The sequence below is a fragment of the Sphingopyxis sp. genome (assembly GCF_036261875.1).
Classification (GTDB): domain Bacteria; phylum Pseudomonadota; class Alphaproteobacteria; order Sphingomonadales; family Sphingomonadaceae; genus Sphingopyxis.
The window spans coordinates 1-19,278 of record NZ_DATAJZ010000042.1 but is presented as its reverse complement, the minus strand read 5'-3'; the positions used below and the strand labels follow the sequence as shown (position 1 = coordinate 19,278).

Annotated in this window: 23 protein-coding genes and 1 pseudogene; 9 read left to right on the top strand and 15 right to left on the bottom strand. The window is 66.8% G+C overall.

Going from position 1 to position 19,278, the window contains the following annotated elements; all coding sequences use genetic code 11:
* Positions 1-16: 16 nt before the first annotated feature.
* Positions 17-253 carry a hypothetical protein gene (locus VHO04_RS18740; RefSeq protein WP_329629719.1) on the top strand — a complete coding sequence of 79 codons (237 nt, stop codon included), beginning with the start codon at positions 17-19 and terminating at the stop codon, positions 251-253.
* Between the two features lie 126 nt (positions 254-379).
* Entirely contained in the window at positions 380-1,930 is a 1,551-nt protein-coding gene (locus VHO04_RS18735) for an NAD(P)/FAD-dependent oxidoreductase (protein ID WP_329629718.1), read from the top strand.
* A gap of 9 nt (positions 1,931-1,939) precedes the next feature.
* On the opposite strand, the gene map is transcribed toward VHO04_RS18735, so the two are convergent.
* Both map and VHO04_RS18725 read right to left on the bottom strand, forming a co-directional pair.
* Positions 1,940-2,719, bottom strand: coding sequence for a type I methionyl aminopeptidase (gene map, locus VHO04_RS18730; RefSeq protein WP_329629717.1), 780 nt, complete (start codon positions 2,717-2,719; stop codon positions 1,940-1,942).
* A gap of 1 nt (position 2,720) precedes the next feature.
* Positions 2,721-2,927, bottom strand: a complete 207-nt coding sequence (locus VHO04_RS18725; RefSeq protein WP_329629716.1) for a ParD-like family protein — start codon at positions 2,925-2,927, stop codon at positions 2,721-2,723.
* Positions 2,928-3,256: 329 nt separating this feature from the next.
* On the opposite strand from VHO04_RS18725, the gene sdhC reads away from it, so the two are divergent.
* Genes sdhC through sdhA form a run of 3 tightly spaced genes read left to right on the top strand, consistent with a single transcriptional unit; the run spans position 3,257 to position 5,910 of the window.
* Entirely contained in the window at positions 3,257-3,706 is a 450-nt protein-coding gene (gene sdhC / locus VHO04_RS18720) for a succinate dehydrogenase, cytochrome b556 subunit (RefSeq protein ID WP_329629715.1), read from the top strand.
* Positions 3,699-4,106, top strand: a complete 408-nt coding sequence (gene sdhD / locus VHO04_RS18715) for a succinate dehydrogenase, hydrophobic membrane anchor protein (protein ID WP_297660843.1) — start codon at positions 3,699-3,701, stop codon at positions 4,104-4,106. The genes sdhC and sdhD overlap by 8 nt, the downstream gene beginning before the upstream one ends.
* A gap of 1 nt (position 4,107) precedes the next feature.
* Positions 4,108-5,910, top strand: a complete 1,803-nt coding sequence (gene sdhA, locus VHO04_RS18710; RefSeq protein WP_329629714.1) for a succinate dehydrogenase flavoprotein subunit — start codon at positions 4,108-4,110, stop codon at positions 5,908-5,910.
* A gap of 30 nt (positions 5,911-5,940) precedes the next feature.
* On the opposite strand, the gene VHO04_RS18705 is transcribed toward sdhA, so the two are convergent.
* The 5 genes from VHO04_RS18705 to leuC form a co-directional block, all read right to left on the bottom strand.
* Entirely contained in the window at positions 5,941-6,240 is a 300-nt protein-coding gene (locus VHO04_RS18705; protein WP_329629713.1) for a hypothetical protein, read from the bottom strand.
* 86 nt (positions 6,241-6,326) lie between these two features.
* Positions 6,327-6,536 (bottom strand): DUF167 domain-containing protein, encoded by a 210-nt coding sequence (locus VHO04_RS18700; RefSeq protein WP_329629712.1) that lies wholly within the window; start codon positions 6,534-6,536, stop codon positions 6,327-6,329.
* 65 nt (positions 6,537-6,601) lie between these two features.
* The gene (locus tag VHO04_RS18695) at positions 6,602-7,597 is read right to left on the bottom strand and encodes an NADPH:quinone oxidoreductase family protein (RefSeq protein ID WP_329629737.1); all 996 of its coding nucleotides are present in this window, start codon (positions 7,595-7,597) and stop codon (positions 6,602-6,604) included.
* Positions 7,598-7,620: 23 nt separating this feature from the next.
* The gene (leuD, locus tag VHO04_RS18690; RefSeq protein ID WP_329629711.1) at positions 7,621-8,214 is read right to left on the bottom strand and encodes a 3-isopropylmalate dehydratase small subunit; all 594 of its coding nucleotides are present in this window, start codon (positions 8,212-8,214) and stop codon (positions 7,621-7,623) included.
* The gene (gene leuC / locus VHO04_RS18685) at positions 8,211-9,641 is read right to left on the bottom strand and encodes a 3-isopropylmalate dehydratase large subunit (protein ID WP_329629710.1); all 1,431 of its coding nucleotides are present in this window, start codon (positions 9,639-9,641) and stop codon (positions 8,211-8,213) included. The genes leuD and leuC overlap by 4 nt, the downstream gene beginning before the upstream one ends.
* 211 nt (positions 9,642-9,852) lie before the next feature.
* Between leuC and VHO04_RS18680 the strand changes: the two genes are divergently transcribed.
* The gene (locus VHO04_RS18680; protein ID WP_329629709.1) at positions 9,853-10,371 is read left to right on the top strand and encodes a sterol desaturase family protein; all 519 of its coding nucleotides are present in this window, start codon (positions 9,853-9,855) and stop codon (positions 10,369-10,371) included.
* Between the two features lie 78 nt (positions 10,372-10,449).
* Here the strand turns inward: VHO04_RS18680 and VHO04_RS18675 are convergent.
* The 5 genes and pseudogenes from VHO04_RS18675 to VHO04_RS18655 all read right to left on the bottom strand — a co-directional run bounded on the left by VHO04_RS18675 (position 10,450) and on the right by VHO04_RS18655 (position 14,697).
* Positions 10,450-11,131: pseudogene (locus VHO04_RS18675) on the bottom strand (glutathione S-transferase N-terminal domain-containing protein).
* Between the two features lie 22 nt (positions 11,132-11,153).
* Positions 11,154-12,437 (bottom strand): serine hydrolase domain-containing protein, encoded by a 1,284-nt coding sequence (locus tag VHO04_RS18670; RefSeq protein ID WP_329629707.1) that lies wholly within the window; start codon positions 12,435-12,437, stop codon positions 11,154-11,156.
* A gap of 7 nt (positions 12,438-12,444) precedes the next feature.
* A complete protein-coding gene (locus VHO04_RS18665; protein WP_329629706.1) occupies positions 12,445-13,089 on the bottom strand; it encodes a 3-oxoacid CoA-transferase subunit B in 645 nt (214 codons plus the stop codon).
* A 1-nt stretch (position 13,090) separates the two neighbouring features.
* Positions 13,091-13,990 (bottom strand): HAD family acid phosphatase, encoded by a 900-nt coding sequence (locus tag VHO04_RS18660; protein ID WP_329629705.1) that lies wholly within the window; start codon positions 13,988-13,990, stop codon positions 13,091-13,093.
* Positions 13,987-14,697 (bottom strand): CoA transferase subunit A, encoded by a 711-nt coding sequence (locus tag VHO04_RS18655; protein ID WP_329629704.1) that lies wholly within the window; start codon positions 14,695-14,697, stop codon positions 13,987-13,989. Before VHO04_RS18655 ends, VHO04_RS18660 begins: the two co-directional genes overlap by 4 nt.
* A 91-nt stretch (positions 14,698-14,788) precedes the next feature.
* Here VHO04_RS18655 and VHO04_RS18650 point away from each other — a divergent pair, with 91 nt between their 5' ends.
* Together VHO04_RS18650 and VHO04_RS18645 are read left to right on the top strand one after the other, a co-directional pair.
* Positions 14,789-15,691, top strand: coding sequence for a LysR family transcriptional regulator (locus tag VHO04_RS18650; RefSeq protein ID WP_329629703.1), 903 nt, complete (start codon positions 14,789-14,791; stop codon positions 15,689-15,691).
* Between the two features lie 56 nt (positions 15,692-15,747).
* A complete protein-coding gene (locus tag VHO04_RS18645) occupies positions 15,748-16,560 on the top strand; it encodes a universal stress protein (protein WP_329629702.1) in 813 nt (270 codons plus the stop codon).
* Here the strand turns inward: VHO04_RS18645 and VHO04_RS18640 are convergent.
* Both VHO04_RS18640 and VHO04_RS18635 read right to left on the bottom strand, forming a co-directional pair.
* Positions 16,557-17,207, bottom strand: coding sequence for an HAD-IA family hydrolase (locus VHO04_RS18640; RefSeq protein WP_329629701.1), 651 nt, complete (start codon positions 17,205-17,207; stop codon positions 16,557-16,559). The two genes, VHO04_RS18645 and VHO04_RS18640, sit on opposite strands and share 4 nt — an antisense overlap.
* 206 nt (positions 17,208-17,413) lie before the next feature.
* Positions 17,414-18,517 carry a DUF2855 family protein gene (locus VHO04_RS18635; RefSeq protein ID WP_329629700.1) on the bottom strand — a complete coding sequence of 368 codons (1,104 nt, stop codon included), beginning with the start codon at positions 18,515-18,517 and terminating at the stop codon, positions 17,414-17,416.
* 53 nt (positions 18,518-18,570) lie between these two features.
* Between VHO04_RS18635 and VHO04_RS18630 the strand changes: the two genes are divergently transcribed.
* A complete protein-coding gene (locus VHO04_RS18630; protein WP_329629699.1) occupies positions 18,571-18,954 on the top strand; it encodes a DUF488 domain-containing protein in 384 nt (127 codons plus the stop codon).
* A 112-nt stretch (positions 18,955-19,066) separates the two neighbouring features.
* Here VHO04_RS18630 and VHO04_RS18625 read toward each other — a convergent pair.
* Positions 19,067-19,278, bottom strand: a 212-nt coding sequence (locus VHO04_RS18625; RefSeq protein ID WP_329629698.1) for a VIT1/CCC1 transporter family protein, incomplete at its 5' end; no start/stop codon positions are given.

The window sequence follows — 19,278 nt, the reverse complement described above, 5'->3', positions numbered from 1 at the left end:
AACGAGAAGAGAGACGATGACGAATCAGGACCAGCCTCCCCACGACGAAGAGGAAAATGAAGTCATCCGCGCCGCGCGCGAGCTGCAGGCGCAGAAGGAAGCCGCCGAGGCGACCGAAGCGGCCGACAAGGACGCGGCGACGAAGGATGACAGGAAGCGCGGCTGGAAGACCGCGGCGGCGGCCGGACTCGGCATCGGTTCGGCGGCGGTGCTCGCGGCGTTGCTCTACGCCAACCGCGACAAGATCAAGTAAGGCATGGAGTCCTCCCCGGCGCGTCGCGGCGGGGAGGGGGCGAAGCACCGCCTTTGATCGGGATCAATGTCCGCTCCCCGCCGCCGCGCCATGATGCGACGAACAAGCAGAAACGGGAGCTGGAAGATGTCGAAACCGAATGTCGATCGCGCCGCGGCGGGCCGCGCGCCCATCCATGTCGACGTGCTGATCGCCGGCGCGGGGATTTCGGGCATCGGCTCCGCCTATCACCTCCAGCAGCAATGCCCGGGCAAGAGCTATGCGATCCTCGAGGCGAAGGAGACGTTCGGCGGGACGTGGGACACCCATAAATATCCCGGCGTGCGATCGGACTCGGATCTCTACACCTTCGGCTATCGCTTCAAGCCCTGGGTCGGCGCTCCGATCGCGAGCGGGGCCGAAATCCTCAAATATATGGGCGAGGTGATCGAGGAAAACGACATCGGCGCCCATATCCATTACGGGCACCGCATCACCGCCTGCCGCTGGTCGAGCGCCGACAATCTCTGGACGATCGAAGCGGTTCGCGCCGCGGACGGCGCCACCGCCGTCTTCACCGCGGGCTTCCTCTGGATGTGCCAGGGCTATTACGACCATGAAACGCCCTACATCCCCGACTGGCCGGGGCTTGCCGACTATCGGGGCCGGTTCGTCCACGCCCAGCTCTGGGACCCGTCGACCGATTATGCGGGCAAGCGCATTCTCGTGATCGGGTCGGGCGCCACCGCCGCGACCGTCGTCCCCGCCTTTGCCGAAAAAGCCGCGCATGTGACGATGCTCCAGCGCTCGCCCACCTATTTCTTCTGCAGCGAGAACAAGAACGAGTTGGCGGACCGGCTGCGCGAGGTCGGGATCGACGAGCCGACGGTGCACCGCGTCGTGCGCGCGCAGATCATGCACGACCAGGATCAGATGACGCGGCGCTGCCAGACCGAGCCCGATACGGTGTTCGAGGAATTGAAGGAGCTGATCCGCGCCTATTCGGGCGACCCGAACTTCGCGTTCGAGCCCCACTTTACGCCCAGATATCGCGTGTGGCAGCAACGGCTGGCCTTCTGCCCCGAAGGCGACATCTTCAAGGCGGCGGTGCAGGGCAAGCTCAGCGTCGTCACCGACACCATCGATCGCTTCACCGAAAAGGGCGTCCGTACCGTCGGCGGCGAGGAGATCGAGGCGGACATCATCGTCGCGGCGACCGGGTTCAACCTGTCGGTGATGGGCGGCATTCCCTTCAGCGTCGACGGCGCGCCCGTCGACTGGGCGGATACCGTGACCTATCGCGGGATGATGATGACCGGCGTCCCGAACCTTGCCTGGGTCATGGGCTATTTCCGCGCGAGCTGGACGCTGCGCGTCGATATGGTGGGCGATTTCGTCTGCAATCTTCTGGGTCATATGGACGACATCGGCGCGAACAAGGTCGAGGTTGCGCTGCGGCCGGAGGATGCCGGCATGGCGATCCTGCCGTGGATCGAGGCCGACAATTTCAATCCCGGCTATCTGATGCGCGGTCTCGACGCGATGCCGCGCCGCGGCGACAAGCCCGAATGGCGGCATAATCAGGATTATTGGGCGGAAAAGGACGCCTTCCCGCTGATCGACCTCAGGGGCGCGGAATTCGTCTACGACAACCAACGCTCGTCGCCGGAACTGGCGAGCGCCGTCGCGGCCGAATAGCGGGCGCGCTCAGGGGCGGAGGCGGCTTGTCCCCACCTCGTCGCGGCGCAGGGTCAGGACTTCGACGCCGGTGCCGGTGACCGCGACCGTATGCTCGAACTGCGCCGACAGCTTGCGGTCGTCGGTCACGACCGTCCATCCGTCCTCTTCGGTCGAAACCTTGCGGCTGCCCTGATTGAGCATCGGCTCGATCGTGAAGACCATGCCTTCGCGCAGCCGCATCCCGGTCCCGCGGCGCCCGAAATGGAGCACCGACGGCTCCTCGTGCATCTCGCGGCCGATGCCGTGCCCGCAATAGTCGCGCACGACCGAATAGCCGTTCCGCTTCGCGTGGCGGTCGATCGCGAAGCCGATGTCGCCGAGATGCGCGCCGGGGCGCACCTGCGCGATGCCCTGCCACATCGCCTCCTCGGTCACCTTGACGAGCCGCCGCGCGGCGGGCGCGACCGCGCCGACGAGATAGGTCTTGCTCGAATCGGCGATGAAGCCGTTCTTTTCGAGCGTGATGTCGAGGTTGATGATGTCGCCATCGCGGATGATCGCGTCGGCGTCAGGGACGCCGTGGCAGACGACATGGTTGATCGAGCAGTTGAGGACATATTTAAAGCCGTACTGACCCTTGCTCGCCGGCCGCGCGGCCAGGTCGACGGTGATGAAGCGCTCGACCAGATCGTTGACCTCCATCGTCGAGCGGCCGGCAAGGTCGAGCCCGTCGAGCATCTCGAACACCGAGGCCAGCAGGCGGCCCGACTGGCGCATCAGGGCGATTTCGTCGGGGGTCTTGACCATCTCAGGCGGCCGCCCGGTCCGAGAGGCGGACATGCGCCGCGGCGAGTTGCATCCGGACGATTTCGTTGAACGACAGCGCCGGATTGGCCTCGGCCATCATGCCGATCTTCATCCAATATTCGGCCTGCGCGTTGATCGACCGGCACATCACGGCGCTGGCGCGGCGCGCTTCCTCGTGGAGGTCGTCGTCGATTTTCACGATGCCCATCGTCGGTCCTTGGTAGATAGTTAATATATGGATCATATATGATTCGTATATCAGGGCGTCAATCGCTGTTATAGCCCTTCCTCGTCACCCCGGACCCTTCGACAGGCTCAGGACAGGCTTGATCCGGGGTCCCGCTGAGCAACGGTGAAAAGCGGGACCCCGGATCAAGTCCGGGGTGACGAAAGAGGGCAGGCTCACTAGCTGCTCGCAGACGTTCCGCCGCCTTCCCCCGCTTAAACCGACATCATCATGCGCTAAGCAATTGCATATCGCGGCGGGAAGGCTTAACCGGCCCCCATCGACCGACAGAGTCACGAAACGGGGCTGATATGGCTGGCAAGGAAACGAGCGGGCGACCGCTTTCACCGCATCTGCAGGTGTATAAATGGGCGCCCTCGATGGCGGTCTCGATTTTCCACCGCATCACGGGCGATGGGCTCGCGATCGTCGGAGCGCTGATGTTCCTCTGGTGGCTCGGCGCGCTCGCCGCGGGGCCCGAGGCCTATGCCGCTTTCGTCGCCTGCGTCTGGAAAGATCCGAGCCCCGAAATCAGCGCGCTGCATCAGGTGACCAACCTCCTCGGCAAGGTGGTGCTGGTCGGCCTGACCTGGGCCTTCTTCCAGCATCTCTTCTCGGGCCTCCGCCACTTCGTGCTCGATACCGGCGCAGGCTATGAGCTCCGGACCAACCGGCTCTGGTCGATCCTCGTTTTCGTCGGCGCGATCCTCGCGACCGCCGCTGTCTGGCTCACCATCGCGCAGGAGGCGCTCCATGGGTAACGGTACGCGCCTCGGCCGCGTGCGCGGGCTCGGCCCGTCGCATCACGGCACCGGTCACTGGCTGCAGCAGCGCCTGACCGCGCTCGGCAACGTCCTGCTCGTCACCTGGTTCTTCGTCTCGCTGATCCGCCTGCCGCTCGGCGATCATGGCGCGGTCCATCGCTGGGCGTCGAATCCCACCGTCGCGCTCGCGCTGATCCTGCTCGTCATCAGCGTCTTCTGGCATTTCCGCCTCGGCCTGCAGGTGATGATCGAGGATTATGTCCACGGCGAAGCGACCAAGCTGCTGTCGCTCGTCATTCTGAATTTCTATGCGATCGGCGGCGCCGCTTTCGGTATCTTCGCCATTGTCCGCATCGTGCTTGCGCCCGCCGCCGGGCTCGCTCCGGGGGGCATGTGACATGACCGAAGCCTATAAGATCATCGACCACACCTACGACACCGTCGTCGTCGGCGCCGGCGGTTCGGGCCTCCGCGCCACCATGGGCAGCGCCGAGGCGGGGCTCAAGACCGCCTGCATCACCAAGGTGTTCCCGACCCGCAGCCACACCGTCGCGGCGCAGGGCGGCATCGCCGCCAGCCTCGGCAACAACACGCCCGACCATTGGCAGTGGCACATGTACGACACCGTCAAGGGCTCTGACTGGCTCGGCGACCAGGACGCGATCGAATATATGGTGCGCGAGGCGCCCGCGGCGGTCTACGAGCTCGAACATGCGGGCGTGCCGTTCAGCCGCAACGCCAACGGCACCATCTATCAGCGCCCGTTCGGCGGCCATATGCAGAATATGGGCGAAGGCCCGCCGGTGCAGCGCACCTGCGCCGCGGCCGACCGCACCGGCCACGCGATGCTCCACGCGCTCTATCAGCAGTCGCTGAAATATGACGCGGACTTCTTCGTCGAATATTTCGCGCTCGACCTGATCATGGAAGACGGCGTGTGCCGCGGCGTGATCGCGCTGTGCATGGAGGACGGCAGCATCCACCGCTTCCGCAGCCAGGCGGTCGTGCTCGCGACCGGCGGCTATGGCCGCTGCTATTTCACCGCCACCTCGGCGCACACCTGCACCGGCGACGGCGGCGGCATGGTGCTGCGCGCCGGCCTGCCGCTCCAGGACATGGAATTCGTCCAGTTCCACCCGACCGGCATCTATGGCGCGGGCGTCCTCATCACCGAGGGCGCGCGCGGCGAGGGCGGCTACCTCACCAACTCCGAGGGCGAGCGCTTCATGGAACGCTATGCCCCGTCGGCGAAGGATCTCGCGTCGCGCGACGTCGTGTCGCGGTCGATGGCGCTCGAAATCCGCGAGGGCCGCGGCGTCGGCCCGCACAAGGATCATATCTACCTCCACCTCGACCATATCGATCCGGCGGTGCTTCACGAACGGCTTCCGGGGATTACCGAGAGCGGCAAGATCTTCGCGGGCGTCGACCTGACGCGCCAGCCGCTCCCCGTGGTGCCGACCGTCCATTACAATATGGGCGGCATCCCCTGTAACTATCATGGCGAGGTCGTCACGCTGAAGGACGGCGATCCCGATGCGGTCGTCCCCGGCCTGTTCGCGGTCGGCGAGGCCGCCTGCGTGTCGGTCCACGGCGCGAACCGCCTCGGCTCGAACAGCCTGATCGACCTCGTCGTCTTCGGCCGCGCGACCGGCCATCGCCTGAAGGAACTGGTGACTCCCGGCGCCGCGCAGGCGCCGCTGCCGAAGGACAGCGCCGACCTCGCGCTCGGCCGTCTCGATCATTTCCGCAATGCGAACGGCGGCTCGCCGACCGCCGAGGTCCGCATCGAGATGCAGCGCGCCATGTCGCAGCACGCGGCGGTGTTCCGCACCGACGAACTGATGGCCGAGGGCAAGGAAAAGCTCGCCAAGACCTACGAGCGGATGAACGACATCCACGTCACCGACCGCAGCCTGATCTGGAACACCGACCTTATCGAAACGCTCGAGCTCGACAATCTGATCGCGCAGGCGACGGTGACGATGCATTCGGCGTTCAACCGCAAGGAAAGCCGCGGCGCCCACGCGCACGAGGATTTCCCGAACCGCGACGACAAGACGTGGATGAAGCACACGATCAGCTGGTTCGACGGCTGGGGCGGCAAGGGTGGCGGCGTGAAGCTCGATTACCGCCCGGTCCACGAATATACGCTGTCGGACGACGCGGAATATATCAAGCCGAAGGCGCGGGTGTATTGATCGCGCGCCTCGGCGTGCGCCGAGGCGGTTCTATTCGCTGCGGCCGAAGATGCTCTTCACCGGATCGAGGTCGGTGAAGGGCTTGTCGACGTCCAGGCCCATCAGCCACAATTTGTGGCAGGCGATGGCGAAGAACATGATCGCGATCGTCCAGACGATGATCGTCTTGATGACCTTCCAGCGCTTGGCCTCATAGGCCGCGAGCGCGCGGGCCTTGTGATCGATGCCGAGCTCGCCCTCGAACTCGGCGACGAGTTGTGCGCGGCGGGTGCGCGAAATATTCGCGAGACTCGCGGCTTGCCCATCATTGTTCGGCCGGCGCGTTGCCATCGTCAGTACCTGCGGTCCCTACAGTCCTGCATCCCGCCATAAGGACCAGCCCCTGATAAAGGGTTAATCCGATGGTCGGAATGCGATCAGTCGAGCGCAACGCCGATCAGCTTGATCCGCGCCGCCGCGCCGCGCAGCAGCGTCAGGTCGCGGCGCGGCCGGCCGAGCGCGGCGGCGAGCAGCGCGATCACCGCCTCGTTCGCCGCGCCGTCGGCGGGCGGCGCGGTGACACGGAGCTGCACGCTGTCGCCTGCGACTTTCACCTCGTCGCGGCTGGCGCCAGGCGTCACGCGCACCTCGAGCCGGCCCGACGCCGCGAGGTCGCGCAGCGCCGCGGTCAGCGCGGGATCGGGGCGATATTTCAGGGTGTGACGACGAGTTTGCCGACGGCGCTGCGGTCGCCGAGCTTGGCGATGGCCTGGCCGCCGTCGGCGAGCGCGTAGGTGCCGGTGACGCGCGGCTTGATCTTGCCCTGCTCCCAAAGCTGGAACAGCCGCGCGATGTTTGCGCGGTTGCGGTCGGGCTCGCGGGCGACGAACGCCCCCCAGAACACGCCCGCAACGTCGCAGCTCTTGAGCAGGGTCAGGTTGAGCGGCAGGCGCGGAATGCCCGCGGGGAAGCCGACCACCAGATAGCGGCCCTCCCACGCGATCGAACGCAGCGCGGGTTCGGCATAGTCGCCGCCCACCGCGTCATAGATGACGTTGGCGCCGTTGGGGCCGACCGCTTCCTTGAACCGGTTCGCAAGCTCCTTCGACTGGTCCTTGTCGAACGGCTGGCGGCCATAGACGACGACCTCGTCGGCGCCCGCGTCGCGCGCGATCGCCGCCTTTTCCTCGCTCGACACCCCGGCGACGACGCGCGCGCCGAATGCCTTGCCGAGCTCGACCGCGGCGATGCCGACCCCGCCCGACGCGCCGAGCACGAGCAAGGTGTCGCCCTCGGCGATATGGCCGCGGTCGACGAGCGCGTGGATGCTGGTGCCATAGGTCATGAGCAGCGAGGCGCCCTCAGCGAAATCATGTCCCTCGGGCAGGTGATAGACATTGTGGACGCCGACCGCGACCGCCTCGGCCATGCCGCCGTTGCCGCAGCCCGCGATCACCCGGTCGCCGACCTTGAACCCGGTGACGCCCTCGCCGCTCTCGGCGACCAGCCCCGCGACCTCGCCGCCCGGGGCGAAGGGGCGTTCGGGGCGGAACTGATATTTATCCTCGATGATCAGCACGTCGGGGAAGTTGACGGCGCAGGCCTTCACGTCGATCACGATCTGGTCCTTGCCTGCGGTGGGGCGCGGCAGCTCGCCAAGGGTCAGCGTTTCGGGGCCGCCGGTGGCGGTCGACAAGAGAGCCTTCATCATCTTCTCCTTTTTCGGGTCTGCTATGCTGCTACGGGGCGCATCCACGGGCGGTCGGCGTCGAGCTTGGCCTCATAGGCGCCGATCGCGGCGTCGCTCTTTTCGGTCAGCGAAATCTCGTCGAGCCCTTCGAGCAGACACATCTTGCGGAACGGATCGATCTCGAAGGTGAAGCGGTCCTGAAAGGGCGTCGTCACCGTCTGCGTGTCGAGGTCGACATGGACCGGATCGGTCGCCGCGACCTCCATCAGCCGGTCGATCGCCGCCTGCGGCAGCACGACGGGGAGAATGCCGTTCTTGACCGCATTGCCCGAGAAGATGTCGGAGTAGGACGGCGCGATGACGACGCGGATGCCGAGGTCGCCGAGCGCCCAGGCGGCATGTTCGCGGCTCGACCCGCAGCCGAAATTGTCGCCCGCGATCAGGATCGGCGCGCCCCTATATTCCGCGCTGTCGAACAGATTGTTGGGGTCGGCGCGCAGGCTCTCGAACGCGCCGCGCCCCATGCCTTCGCGCGTCGTCGTCTTCAGCCAGTGCGCCGGGATGATGACGTCGGTGTCGACATTCTTGAGCCCGAACGGGATCGCACGGCCTTCGACCTTTTCTAGCGGGGTCATGCCATCAGCTCCCTGACGTCGGTGAGCCGGCCCGTCACCGCCGCCGCCGCCGCCATGGCGGGCGAAACGAGGTGGGTGCGGCTGCCGGGGCCCTGGCGGCCGACGAAATTGCGGTTGCTGGTCGAGGCGCAGCGCTCGCCCGCGGGGACCTTGTCGGGGTTCATCGCGAGGCACGCCGAACAGCCGGGCTCGCGCCATTCGAGCCCCGCGTCGGTGAAGATGCGATCGAGCCCCTCGGCTTCGGCCTGCGCCTTCACGAGGCCCGAGCCGGGGACGACGATCGCCCAGCGGACGTTATCGGCTTTCCTGCGGCCTTTGACGATCGCGGCGGCGGCGCGCATGTCCTCGATGCGGCTGTTGGTGCAGCTGCCGATGAAGATATTTTCGATCGGTACGTCCTGCATCCGCGTGCCGGGTTCGAGCCCCATATAGGCGAGGCTCTTGGCTGCGGCGGCTTGCTTCGACGGATCGGCAAAGCTCGCGGGATCGGGCACGACGCCGGTGATCGGCACGACATCCTCGGGGCTGGTGCCCCAGGTGACGCTCGGCGCGATGTCGGCAGCGTCGATGACGACGGTCTTGTCGTAGGTCGCCCCCGCGTCGGTCGCGAGGCTCTTCCAGTAAGCGACCGCGGCGTCCCAGTCGGCGCCCTTCGGCGCATAGGGACGACCCTTCAGATAGGCGAAGGTCACGTCGTCGGGCGCGATCAGTCCGGCGCGCGCGCCGCCCTCGATCGCCATGTTGCTGACGGTCAACCGGCCCTCGATCGACAGCGCGCGGATCGCGCTGCCGGTATATTCGATGACATGGCCGGTGCCGCCGGCGGCGCCGATGGTGCCGGTGATGTGGAGGATGATGTCCTTCGCGGTGACGCCAGGGCCGACCTCGCCCTCGACGCGCACCTCCATGGTCTTCGACGGCTGGAGCAACAGCGTCTGCGTCGCCAGCACATGCTCGACCTCGCTCGTCCCGATGCCGAAGGCGAGCGCGCCGATGCCGCCGTGGCAGGCGGTGTGGCTGTCGCCGCAGACGATCGTCGTGCCGGGCAGCGAGAAACCCTGCTCGGGCCCGACGACATGGACGATGCCCTGTTCGGGCGCGACCGCGTCGATATAGCGGATGCCATATTCGGGCGCATTCTTCTCCAGCGCCGCGAGCTGCGCCGCGCTTTCGGGGTCGGCGATCGGCAGCTTGTTGCCGGCCGCGTCGAGCCGCGCCGTCGTCGGCACATTATGGTCGGGCACCGCGAGCGTCAGGTCGGGGCGGCGCACCGTGCGCCCGCTCGCGCGAAGCCCCGCAAACGCCTGCGGGCTGGTGACTTCATGGACGAGATGGCGGTCGATGAAGATCAGAGCGGTACCGTCGGGGCGCTGTTCGACGACATGCGCGTCCCAGATTTTCTCATAAAGGGTGCGGGGCCGAGTCATGCGGGTTCACTTAGATCAGCCGCACAACTTTGCAAGTCGGTGGCGAAGAAAAACGCAATTTTCGGTCGCGGCGCCTTCGCCCTTTTCCTTCGTCACCCCGGACTTGATCCGGGGTCCCGCTTGTCACCGTTGCTGAGCGGGACCCCGGATCAAGTCCGGGGTGACGAAGGGGGAGGGTGCATAGGGAAGGGAATGAGCCTATAGTTCATTTATGCCCGCCCCCGCCATCCTCGCGCTCATCCTTGCCACTGTGGCGGCGATGGAAGGCGTCGCCTGGGCGAGCCACAAATATATCATGCACGGCTTCGGCTGGGCGTGGCACCGCGACCATCACGAACCGCACGACGGGATGCTGGAAAAGAACGACTTGTTCGCGCTCGTCGGCGCCGCGATGAGCATCGCGATGTTCGCGGCCGGCAGCCCGATGATCCGGGGTGCCGCGGCGTGGGAGCCGGGGACGTGGATCGGGCTCGGCGTCCTCCTCTACGGCATCATCTACACGCTGGTGCACGACGGGCTCATCCACCAGCGCTGGTTCCGCTGGGTGCCGCGGCGTGGCTATGCCAAGCGGTTGGTGCAGGCGCACAGGCTCCACCATGCGACGCTCGGCAAGGAGGGCGGAGTCAGCTTCGGCTTCGTGTTCGCGCGCGATCCGGCGAAGCTGAAGGCCGAGCTGAAAGTGCAGCGCGAAGCGGGAATCGTGGTGGTGCGCGAGGCGCTCACCGACTAACGCAGAACAGAACGGCTAGCGCGCCGTGCGTCAAATCGACACGAACGGAACGGTGGATCAGAATAAGGGCTTGCCGGTCTACGCCGTCCGATAATCCGCCGTAATCACCCCCCCCCGCCGCCAGTTCCGCCTCGTGGCTTTCCTCGCGCCATGCTTCCAGCAACGCCTGCCGCTCCCATTCGATCATCGCCGGATGCGCCAGCATATGGTCGACCCATGCCTGCCCCTCGCCGACGTCGAGGCCGTAGGTGCGGATGCGAAAGGCGACCGGCGCGAAGAAGGCGTCGACCGCCGAGAAATCCGCGCCCGCGAGCCACGGCCCGCCGAACCGCGCAAGGCCCTGTTCGAACAATTCGCGGAGGCGCGCGACGTTGGCGGCGAGGGCGTCCGACATCGGTTTCGGCGTCACCCGCACCCCGACGTTCATCGTGCAGTCGCCGCGCAGCGCCGAAAAGCCGCTGTGCATCTCGGCGGCCGCGCACTGCGCCCAGGCGCGCGCGTCGGGATCGGCCGGCCACACGCCGTCGTGCCGGTCCGCCAGATAGAGGGCGATGCCCAGCGAGTCGTAGATCGTCCGCCCCTCGTGGAGCAGCGCGGGAACCTGCCCGGTCGGCGAAAAGCCGCGAAAGGCGGCGTAATTGACCGGCGCGGCGAACGGCTCGATCCGGTCTTCGAACGCGATGCCGAGCGCGCGCATCAGCACCCACGGCCGCAGCGACCAACTCGAATAATTGCGGTTGGCGGTGATCAGCTCATACATGCGGTCGCCTCCTTGTCTTGCGTTAGCCGATCGGCGGGCGAACGGCGGCAGCGGTCCTTGCCGCGCCGCCCCGCACTGGGGGCAATTTGCTGAGGTCGAGCCAGCCCGCGTCCGCGCGCCCATGATAGCTGTCGATCGCCGCGAAGGGGATGCGGAAGGGAAATCCCCAGTCGCTGTTCCACAGCGCGACGACGCCGGTCCGCGTCGCGGGTTCGAAAATCATCGTCGCGCGATAGCCCGCCACCGCGCCCGAATGGCCTTCGAGTCGCAGGCCGTCATAGGTGAAGTTCCGCCAGCCCATCCCATAGGAGGCGTCGCTGATCGCCTGCCGCAGCGCGCCGCCATAGAGCCGTGCGGTGCCGACGCGCGGATGGTGGGCGATTTGCAGCACCGCGGGGGGCAGAACATCGGGGCGGCTGCCCATCATCGCCTGCATCCAGGTCGCGAAATCGACGATGTCGCTCTCGACCCCCGCGGCGGCGGGAACGCGCCAATAGGCTTCCTTGACCGGGCGGACATGCGCGCCGTTGTGCGGCCTCGCCCAGTCCTTGGCATCCGTCAGCCGCTTCATTCCGTAGCCTGCGCTGACCATGCCGAGCGGCAGGAAGAATCGATCCTCGACCGCATCGGGGAACGCCTTGTTCGCGGCCTTGCCCAATATCTCGTTCGCGGTGTCGAAGGCGACATTCTGATAGGTGTGGCAGGTGCCGGGTTCGCATTGCAGCGGCGCGGTGCTCAGGCTCGCACGGAGCAGCGCGGGGTCCTGCCCTTCCTCCAATTTCTCGTCATAGGCGTTCTTGGTGAGGCCTGTGCGTTGCGACAGCAGTTCGGCGACCGTCACATGCGCCTCGGCGCCGCCCGGCAGGCGCAGCGAGGTGCGCCAGTCGGCGACCGGGCGGTCGAGATCGACCGCTCCGTCGCTCGCGAGTGCCGCCGCCATCGCCCCCGTCGCGGTCTTGGAAACCGACGCCCAGCGGAACAAGGTATGCGGCGTGACCGGTGCGCCGGTTGCCTTGTCGGCGACGCCATAGGTGCGCACGAAGCGCAATTTCCCGTCCTCCACGACCGCCACCGCGAGCCCCGCCATTTCGGGACGCTGCGCCAGCGCGGAAAGCTGGCTGTCGAGCGCGCGATAGTCGATGCGCCCGCGCCATTTGTCGGGCGTGTCGGGCAGTTCTTCGGGGGTCTTGATCGGGATCGCGACGCTGGCGAGCGGAGGACTGCTGCCGCCAAAGGCGCGCACGCCGAACCAGCCGGCCGCCACCAGCGCGGCGGCGGCGACCAGAAAAACGAAAACCCGCTTCATCGACTCGTTATGGGATCGCGACCTCATATTGGGCCGTGGTCTTAGCGGCGACTTCCTCCGCCGTCACCCCCGGCGCGAGTTCGATCAGCCGGAACGGGCTGGCGTGATCGTCGCGCTTGAACACCGCGAGGTCGGTGATGATCATGTCGACGACATTCTTGCCGGTCAGCGGCAGGGTGCACGCCGGGATGAACTTCGCGCCGCCGTCCTTGGCGTTGTGTTCCATCACGACGATGATCTTCTTGACCCCGGCGACCAGGTCCATCGCGCCGCCCATGCCCTTGATCATCTTGCCGGGCACCATCCAGTTGGCGAGATCGCCGTTTTCGGCGACCTCCATGCCGCCCAGCACGGCGAGGTCGATATGGCCGCCGCGGATCATCGCAAAGCTCTGTTCCGACCCGAAATAGGCGGTCTGCGGCAGTTCGCTGATCGTCTGCTTGCCGGCGTTGATCAGGTCGGGGTCTTCGTCGCCCTCAAGGGGAAAGGGGCCGATGCCGAGCATCCCGTTCTCCGACTGCAGCGTCACCGTCATCCCGGCAGGCACGTGATTCGCGACCAGCGTCGGAATGCCGATGCCGAGGTTGACGTAATAGCCGTCCTCGAGTTCCTTTGCGGCACGCGCCGCCATGTCATCGCGTGTCCAAGCCATGTTACTTGGGCTCCCATTGCTTGTCGGAGGGGAAGATGTCGGCAAAGCCGCCGCGAATCGACGGGCCGTAGACGGGGTTGGACAGCAGGAACCAGCCATGCCCCCACAGGTCGGCGATCGGGCCGCTGGTCGCCAGCGTCTTGCGATCGGCGACTGACAACTCGCGCGCGTTGAACGCCTGCGCGAAATCGCCGAGCTGGTCGCCGCCCATCGCGATCACGCAATATCGCGACGCGATCAGCGCGCGGCGTCCGTCCTTGCTCGCGCCGTCGGGGGCGTCGCCCATCAGGAACAGGGTCTCGCCATGCTTATATTCGCCGAGTCCGGCCGCGCGCAGCGTGTCTTCGGTGCCCTTGGCATTGGCGGTCGTGCGGTTGGTGTTGACGATCACCGTTACCCCGGCGCCGCGCATGATATTCACGGCGTCGATCACGCCGGGCATCGCGACCGCCTTGCCCGCGCCGGTCTTTTCCCACTGGTCCCAGACCGCCGGGTCGAAATCCTTGCGCTGCTCGGCCATGTAGCGCATCGCGCCGATGTTCCAGATCAGCGTCTCGTCGGCATCGAACACCGCCGCGAGCGGCTTTTGCCCGCAATCGTCGAAGCGCGGCGCCGCGATCGTCGATCCCTCGGCGAGTACGACCTGCTTGTGCGGCGCGGCCGAGATGGCGACCGCGCGCACATAGGACGCAAGTGAGCGATAGACCTGCACCGACGCGACCGCACTCTCGGCCGAGCCGTAGAGCCATTGCTGGCCCGTCGGCGGTGACGTCGGTGTCGGTTTTTCGCCGACCTGCGAGGCGATGACGTCGGCGCTCAGCGGCTTCGGAGAGGTCTGCGCCGTGGTCGAGGCGCAGCCCGCGAGCAGCAGGCCGGCGGCGAAGGCAAGGCCGCGCATCATGCCGCTTCCCGCGGCCGCACGGTGCGGAACTCGATCTTCTTGTCGTAGGGCGCGCCGACGATCATCCGCTTCACATAGATGCCGGGCAGGTGGATGCAGTCGGGGTCGAGGCTGCCGGTCGGCACGATCTCCTCGACCTCGGCGACGCAGATCTTCGCGGCGGTCGCCATCGGCTGGTTGAAGTTGCGCGCGGTCTTGCGGAAGATGAGGTTGCCGCTTTCGTCGGCTTTCCATCCCTTGATGATCGCGAGGTCGGCGAAGATGCCGCGCTCGAGGATATAATCCTGCCCGTCGAAATTCTTCACTTCCTTGCCCTCTGCGATGAGGGTGCCGACGCCGGTTTTGGTATAGAAGCCCGGAATGCCCGCACCGCCGGCGCGGCAGCGCTCGGCGAGCGTGCCCTGCGGGCAGAATTCGACTTCGAGTTCGCCCGCCAGATATTGCCGCTCGAACTCCTTGTTCTCGCCGACATAGGAGGCGATCATCTTTTTGATCTGCTTGGTGCGGAGCAGCTTGCCGAGCCCTTCGCCGTCGATCCCGGCATTGTTGCTGGCAATGGTCAGCCCCTTGACCCCGGAGTCGCGCACCGCGTCGATCAGCCGCTCGGGGATGCCGCACAGGCCGAAACCGCCCGCGCAGATATGCATATCGTCGAAGAGCAGTCCGTCGAGCGCGGCAGCGGCGTCGGAATAGCGCTTGGTCCCCATGAAACGGCCTCCTTGGTGGGTGAGTGCGCGCGACATTGGCGCATCTGACATATCAATTCTAATCATAGTGTTTTTAGTTTATCGATAAGCAATGTCGATCAATAGAATCGCCTTCTATCATCTCGAAACTTTGCTCTGGATCGACCGGCTCGGCACCTTCTCGGCCGCCGCCGAGCGGCTGAACACGACCCAGCCCGCGGTGTCGGCGCGGATGCGCGAGCTCGAGCAGCGGCTGGGGTCGGCGCTGTTCCGCCGCGACGGGCGCACCATGTCGCTGACCCCCGCGGGCCGCAAGCTGGTGCGCGACTGCGCGCCGCTGCTCCGCGACATGGAACGCGCGCTGCTCGGCAGCGGCGGTTTTGCCGAGGCGAGCGGGGTGGTGCGGATCGGCGCGGGAGAAATCGCGGCGGCAAGCTGCCTGCCGCCCTTCGTCGCCGCGCTGAAGGAGGAGATGCCGGGTGTCGGCCTCGAAATCGAGATCGACCTGACCGCGAACCTGATCCAGCAATTGCTCACCGGGCGCACCGACATGGCCTTCGCCGCGGGGCCGGTCGCGCATCCGGCGCTGATGTCGCGTCCGATCGGCAAGGTCGCACTGGTGTGGCTCGCCAGCCCCGCGGTTGCCGCGGCTTTCGGTGCGGGGGATGAAGCGGTGCCGGTCTGGTCGCTCGCCAGCCATTCGCCGATCCACGGCCGGATGCGCGATGCGATCGACGCTTCGCGCATCGCGCCGCGTTCGCTCAACCTCTGCAACAACGCCCGGATGATGATCGACATCGCGCTCGCCGGCGGCGGCGTCGGCATCTTCCCCGAACCGATGGTGCGCGGCGAGGTCGCGCGCGGCGCGCTCGTCGAGCTCGCCGGAATGCCGCCGCCGGCGCCGGTCGAGTTCCACGTCGCGATGCGCGTCGCCGATACCGAGCCGGTGCTGGTCCGCATCTTCGAGCAGGCCGCGCGCCTGCGCATCGCGCCGGTTCTTGACGCCGGTCAATGAACCGTAGCACCTCGTGGTGCATTATCCTGAGTATCGGACGGCCAAAGGAGGCTCCCATGCGCTCGATACTCGTTCACGCCGACAATGATTCCGCCTGCGAAGACCGGCTGCAGGTCGCGCTCGATCTCGCGCGCCGCTTTCAGGGCCATGCGACCTTGCTGATCGCGACGCCGCTTCAGCAGTTCGTCAGCTTCGACCCGTTCGGTGGTACCTATTTTGCCGCCGAAGCGCTCGCCGAGGCGCAGGCCGACGACATCGCGCTCGAAAGCCGTCTTGCCGACCGGCTCGCGGGCGAGGATGTGCCGTGGGACATCGCGATGGCCGACGGCGACATCGTCGGCGCGCTCGCCGGGGCGGCGACCTTCGCCGATCTGACGGTGGTCAGCCTGCCGCCCGCGCAGGAGGACCGGCGCGGCAGTCCGCCGCCGATGCTCGCGGGCGATCTTGCGGTGACCGCGACGACGCCGGTGCTGGCCCTGCCGCACGGGGTGAAGGCGTTCGACGCCGATACCCCGGCGATGGTCGCATGGAACGGCAGCGCGCAGGCGGCGCACGCGCTGCGCGCGGCGATCCCGCTGCTCGGCGGCCGGCCGGTCGTCCTCGTCACCGTCGGTGATGAAGAGGGCGACGTCCCCGCCACCGATGCGCTCCGCTATCTGTCGCGCCACGACATCCACGCCGAACTGAAGACGGTCGCCCGCGATGGCGACACGGTCGAGGAACGGCTCGAAAAGGAGGCGCTCGCGCTGGGCGCCGGGCTGATCGTGATGGGCGCCTTCGGCCGCAGCCGGCTGCGCGAGACGATCTTCGGCGGGGTGACGCGCTATCTGCTGACCAGCAGCCGGGTGCCGCTGTTGCTGGCGCATTAGGGCAGCGCGATCTCCAGCGCCGCCGACAGATCGGCGAGCGCCTGTTCGCCGCTCGTCACCTTGATCGCGTGCATACCGAGCTGGCTCGCCGGCTTGCAGTTGATGCCGAGGTCGTCGAGATAGATACAGGCCGCGGGCTCGGTGCCGAGCGCTTCGCACATCATCTGATAGATGCGCGGGTCGGGCTTGCGGACGCCGACCTTGCTCGATTCGATGACATGGTCGAAGCGTGCCATGATCGCCGCGACCTCGACCGCCATCGCTTCGCTGCGCGCCATTCCCGCGCCTTTGCCGCTCGGCACATTGTTGGTGATGCAGCCGATCGTGAAGCCCCGGGCCTTCAGCGTATCGAGCGCCGCGACCATTGCGGGGCGCACCGCGCCGGCGAGCACTGCGAGCACCGCTTCGCCTTCGAGCTCGTGCCCCAGCGCGCGGGCTTCTTCCGCGAACAGGCTGTCGAACGCCGCCGCGTCGATCTCGGCGCGCTCGAATTTCGCCCAGGCATTGCCGTCGGGATCGGCGCTGTTGACGCGGCGGACGAAGTCGCGCGGCAGCCCGCGTTCCTCCTCCAGCCGGTTGAAGGCTTCGAAGGGCGAGGCGGTGATGACGCCGCCGAAATCGAAGATGACATGGGTATAGCGAGACATGGCGCGGCTAGAGCGCAGATTGACGTTAACGTCAACCGGTGTGGAGTGGGCATGGTTCGTCTTCAGCCGGGTCAATTACCTTCATCGTCACCCCGGACTTGATCCGGGGTCCCGCTCAACAACGGTGGAAAGCGGGACCCCGGATCAAGTCCGGGGTGACGATGAAATGAAATCCCGCGCCTCTTTTCATGCTGCGCCGTCGCTCTTCATGGCTCGACGACGATGCCGGCCTTGGGATCGACGCGGCCCGACAGCATGTCCCGATAGGCGCCGAGCGCGGCCTCGCTGCCGCTCCGCTTGTCGATGCGCGCGAGGCGGGGGGCGACGTCCATGAAGGCGAGCCACGCCGCGGCGATCTTCTGCCCGAACGCCGCGCCGCCCCAGTCGGCGATGCGCTTCTGGCTGCGGCCGGGGGCGAAGAAGCCCTGCCGCTCGGGACCGGGAAGCGCCGCCGCGCCGGCATCGGCATCCCAATGCGACTTGCCGACGATGATCGAGGCTTTCAAATTGTCGCCGAAATGGCCGTGCACCGCCTGCGTCACCGCGCCGTTGCCCGCCATGTCGACGAGTGCAGACGGGGTGCCAGAGTCGAGCGCCGCGATGTCGTCATAGGCGATCACCCGGTCGTAGATATCCTGCTCGGCCAGCGCCGCGACATGCGCTTCCGACGTCAGGCCGATCGTCCGCGGACGCGGGCCCTGGCGCTGCGCGAGCGAAAAGCCGAGGCCGATCGCGGTCTTGCTCGACGCGCTCGCGATCAATATCTGCGCGGCGCCATAATCGCCCTCGTCCTCGAACTGGTCGGCGATCAGCCAGCCGGTCAGGAACAGCGGGCGGAAGACCGGCCAATAATCATGATCGGCCGGGCGATAGCCCTCCAGCGCCTCGATCCGCTGATAGTGATTGTAGATCGGCGGCAGCGTGGTGCGGCGCGGCGTAACGTCAGTGAAACCGCCGGGGCCGATGTTTCCTGCGGTCAGCACCGCTTCGCGCGCCATCGGATAATAGCCGTAGAAGCGGTCGCCGATGGCGATGCCGTCGGCGGCGCTTTCGGTAACCGTCGCGAAGCCCCAGACCGGCAGGCGCCCTGGTTCGCCCGGCTCGGCGAAGAAATCCCAATAGCCCTGATCGTTGCCGAACAGGCCGGCGGGTTTGCCGAACACGGCATAGGTGATGTTGTTCGCGGTCATCGCATAGCTGTCGAGACGAACGCGGATCTGGCCGGGGGCGAGCGGTGCGGCGGGATCGGCGGCGAGCGCCGCCTTGGCGATGTCGTCGCGGTCGATGTCGATCGCCCAGGCGTCGGTCATTTTTTCCTCCTTATCGCTTGCGGCGCGCGCGGCCTTGGCCGATAGTCTTGCAGATGGCGAAGGGACTGACAATCGCGGTCAAGCGCATCTACGAGCCGCCGGAGAACGCCGACGGCGCGCGCTTCCTCGTCGACCGGCTGTGGCCGCGCGGCGTGTCGAAGGAGAAAGCTGCGCTGACCGCGTGGCTCAAAATTCTGTCGCCGACCGATGCGATGCGCGAGGAATTTCATCACGCAGCGGCGCATTCGGACGCGGCCTGGGCGGCCTTCCGCAAGGAATATTTCGCCGAACTCGACGCCGGCGGCGACGAGATCGCGGCGGCACTGGCCGAACTCGACGCGGCAGCGAAGGCGGGGCCGGTGACCTTGCTCTACGCCGCGAAGGACGAAGAGCGGAACAATGCGGTCGCGCTCCGCGAATGGCTGGAAAAGCGCTAGCTCAACGTCATTGCGAGCGGAGCGAAGCAATCTCCAGCCATCGGCCTTGCGCAAGGTCGATGGCTGGAGATTGCTTCGTCGCTATGCTCCTCGCAATGACGGGGGTCATTTTTCAACCCACCGCCCCGAACAGCGATCCGATCGCGATCGTCGCGGCCATCGCCATCGCACCCCAGAAAGTGACACGCACGACCGGACGGAGCATCGGCGCATTGCCCGCCCAGGCGCCGAGCGCGCCGAGCAGCGCGAGGAAGACCAGCGACGCGGCTGAAACCGTCCACGGCAACGAGCCGCCGCGATCGACGAACAGCGTCGCGAGCGGCA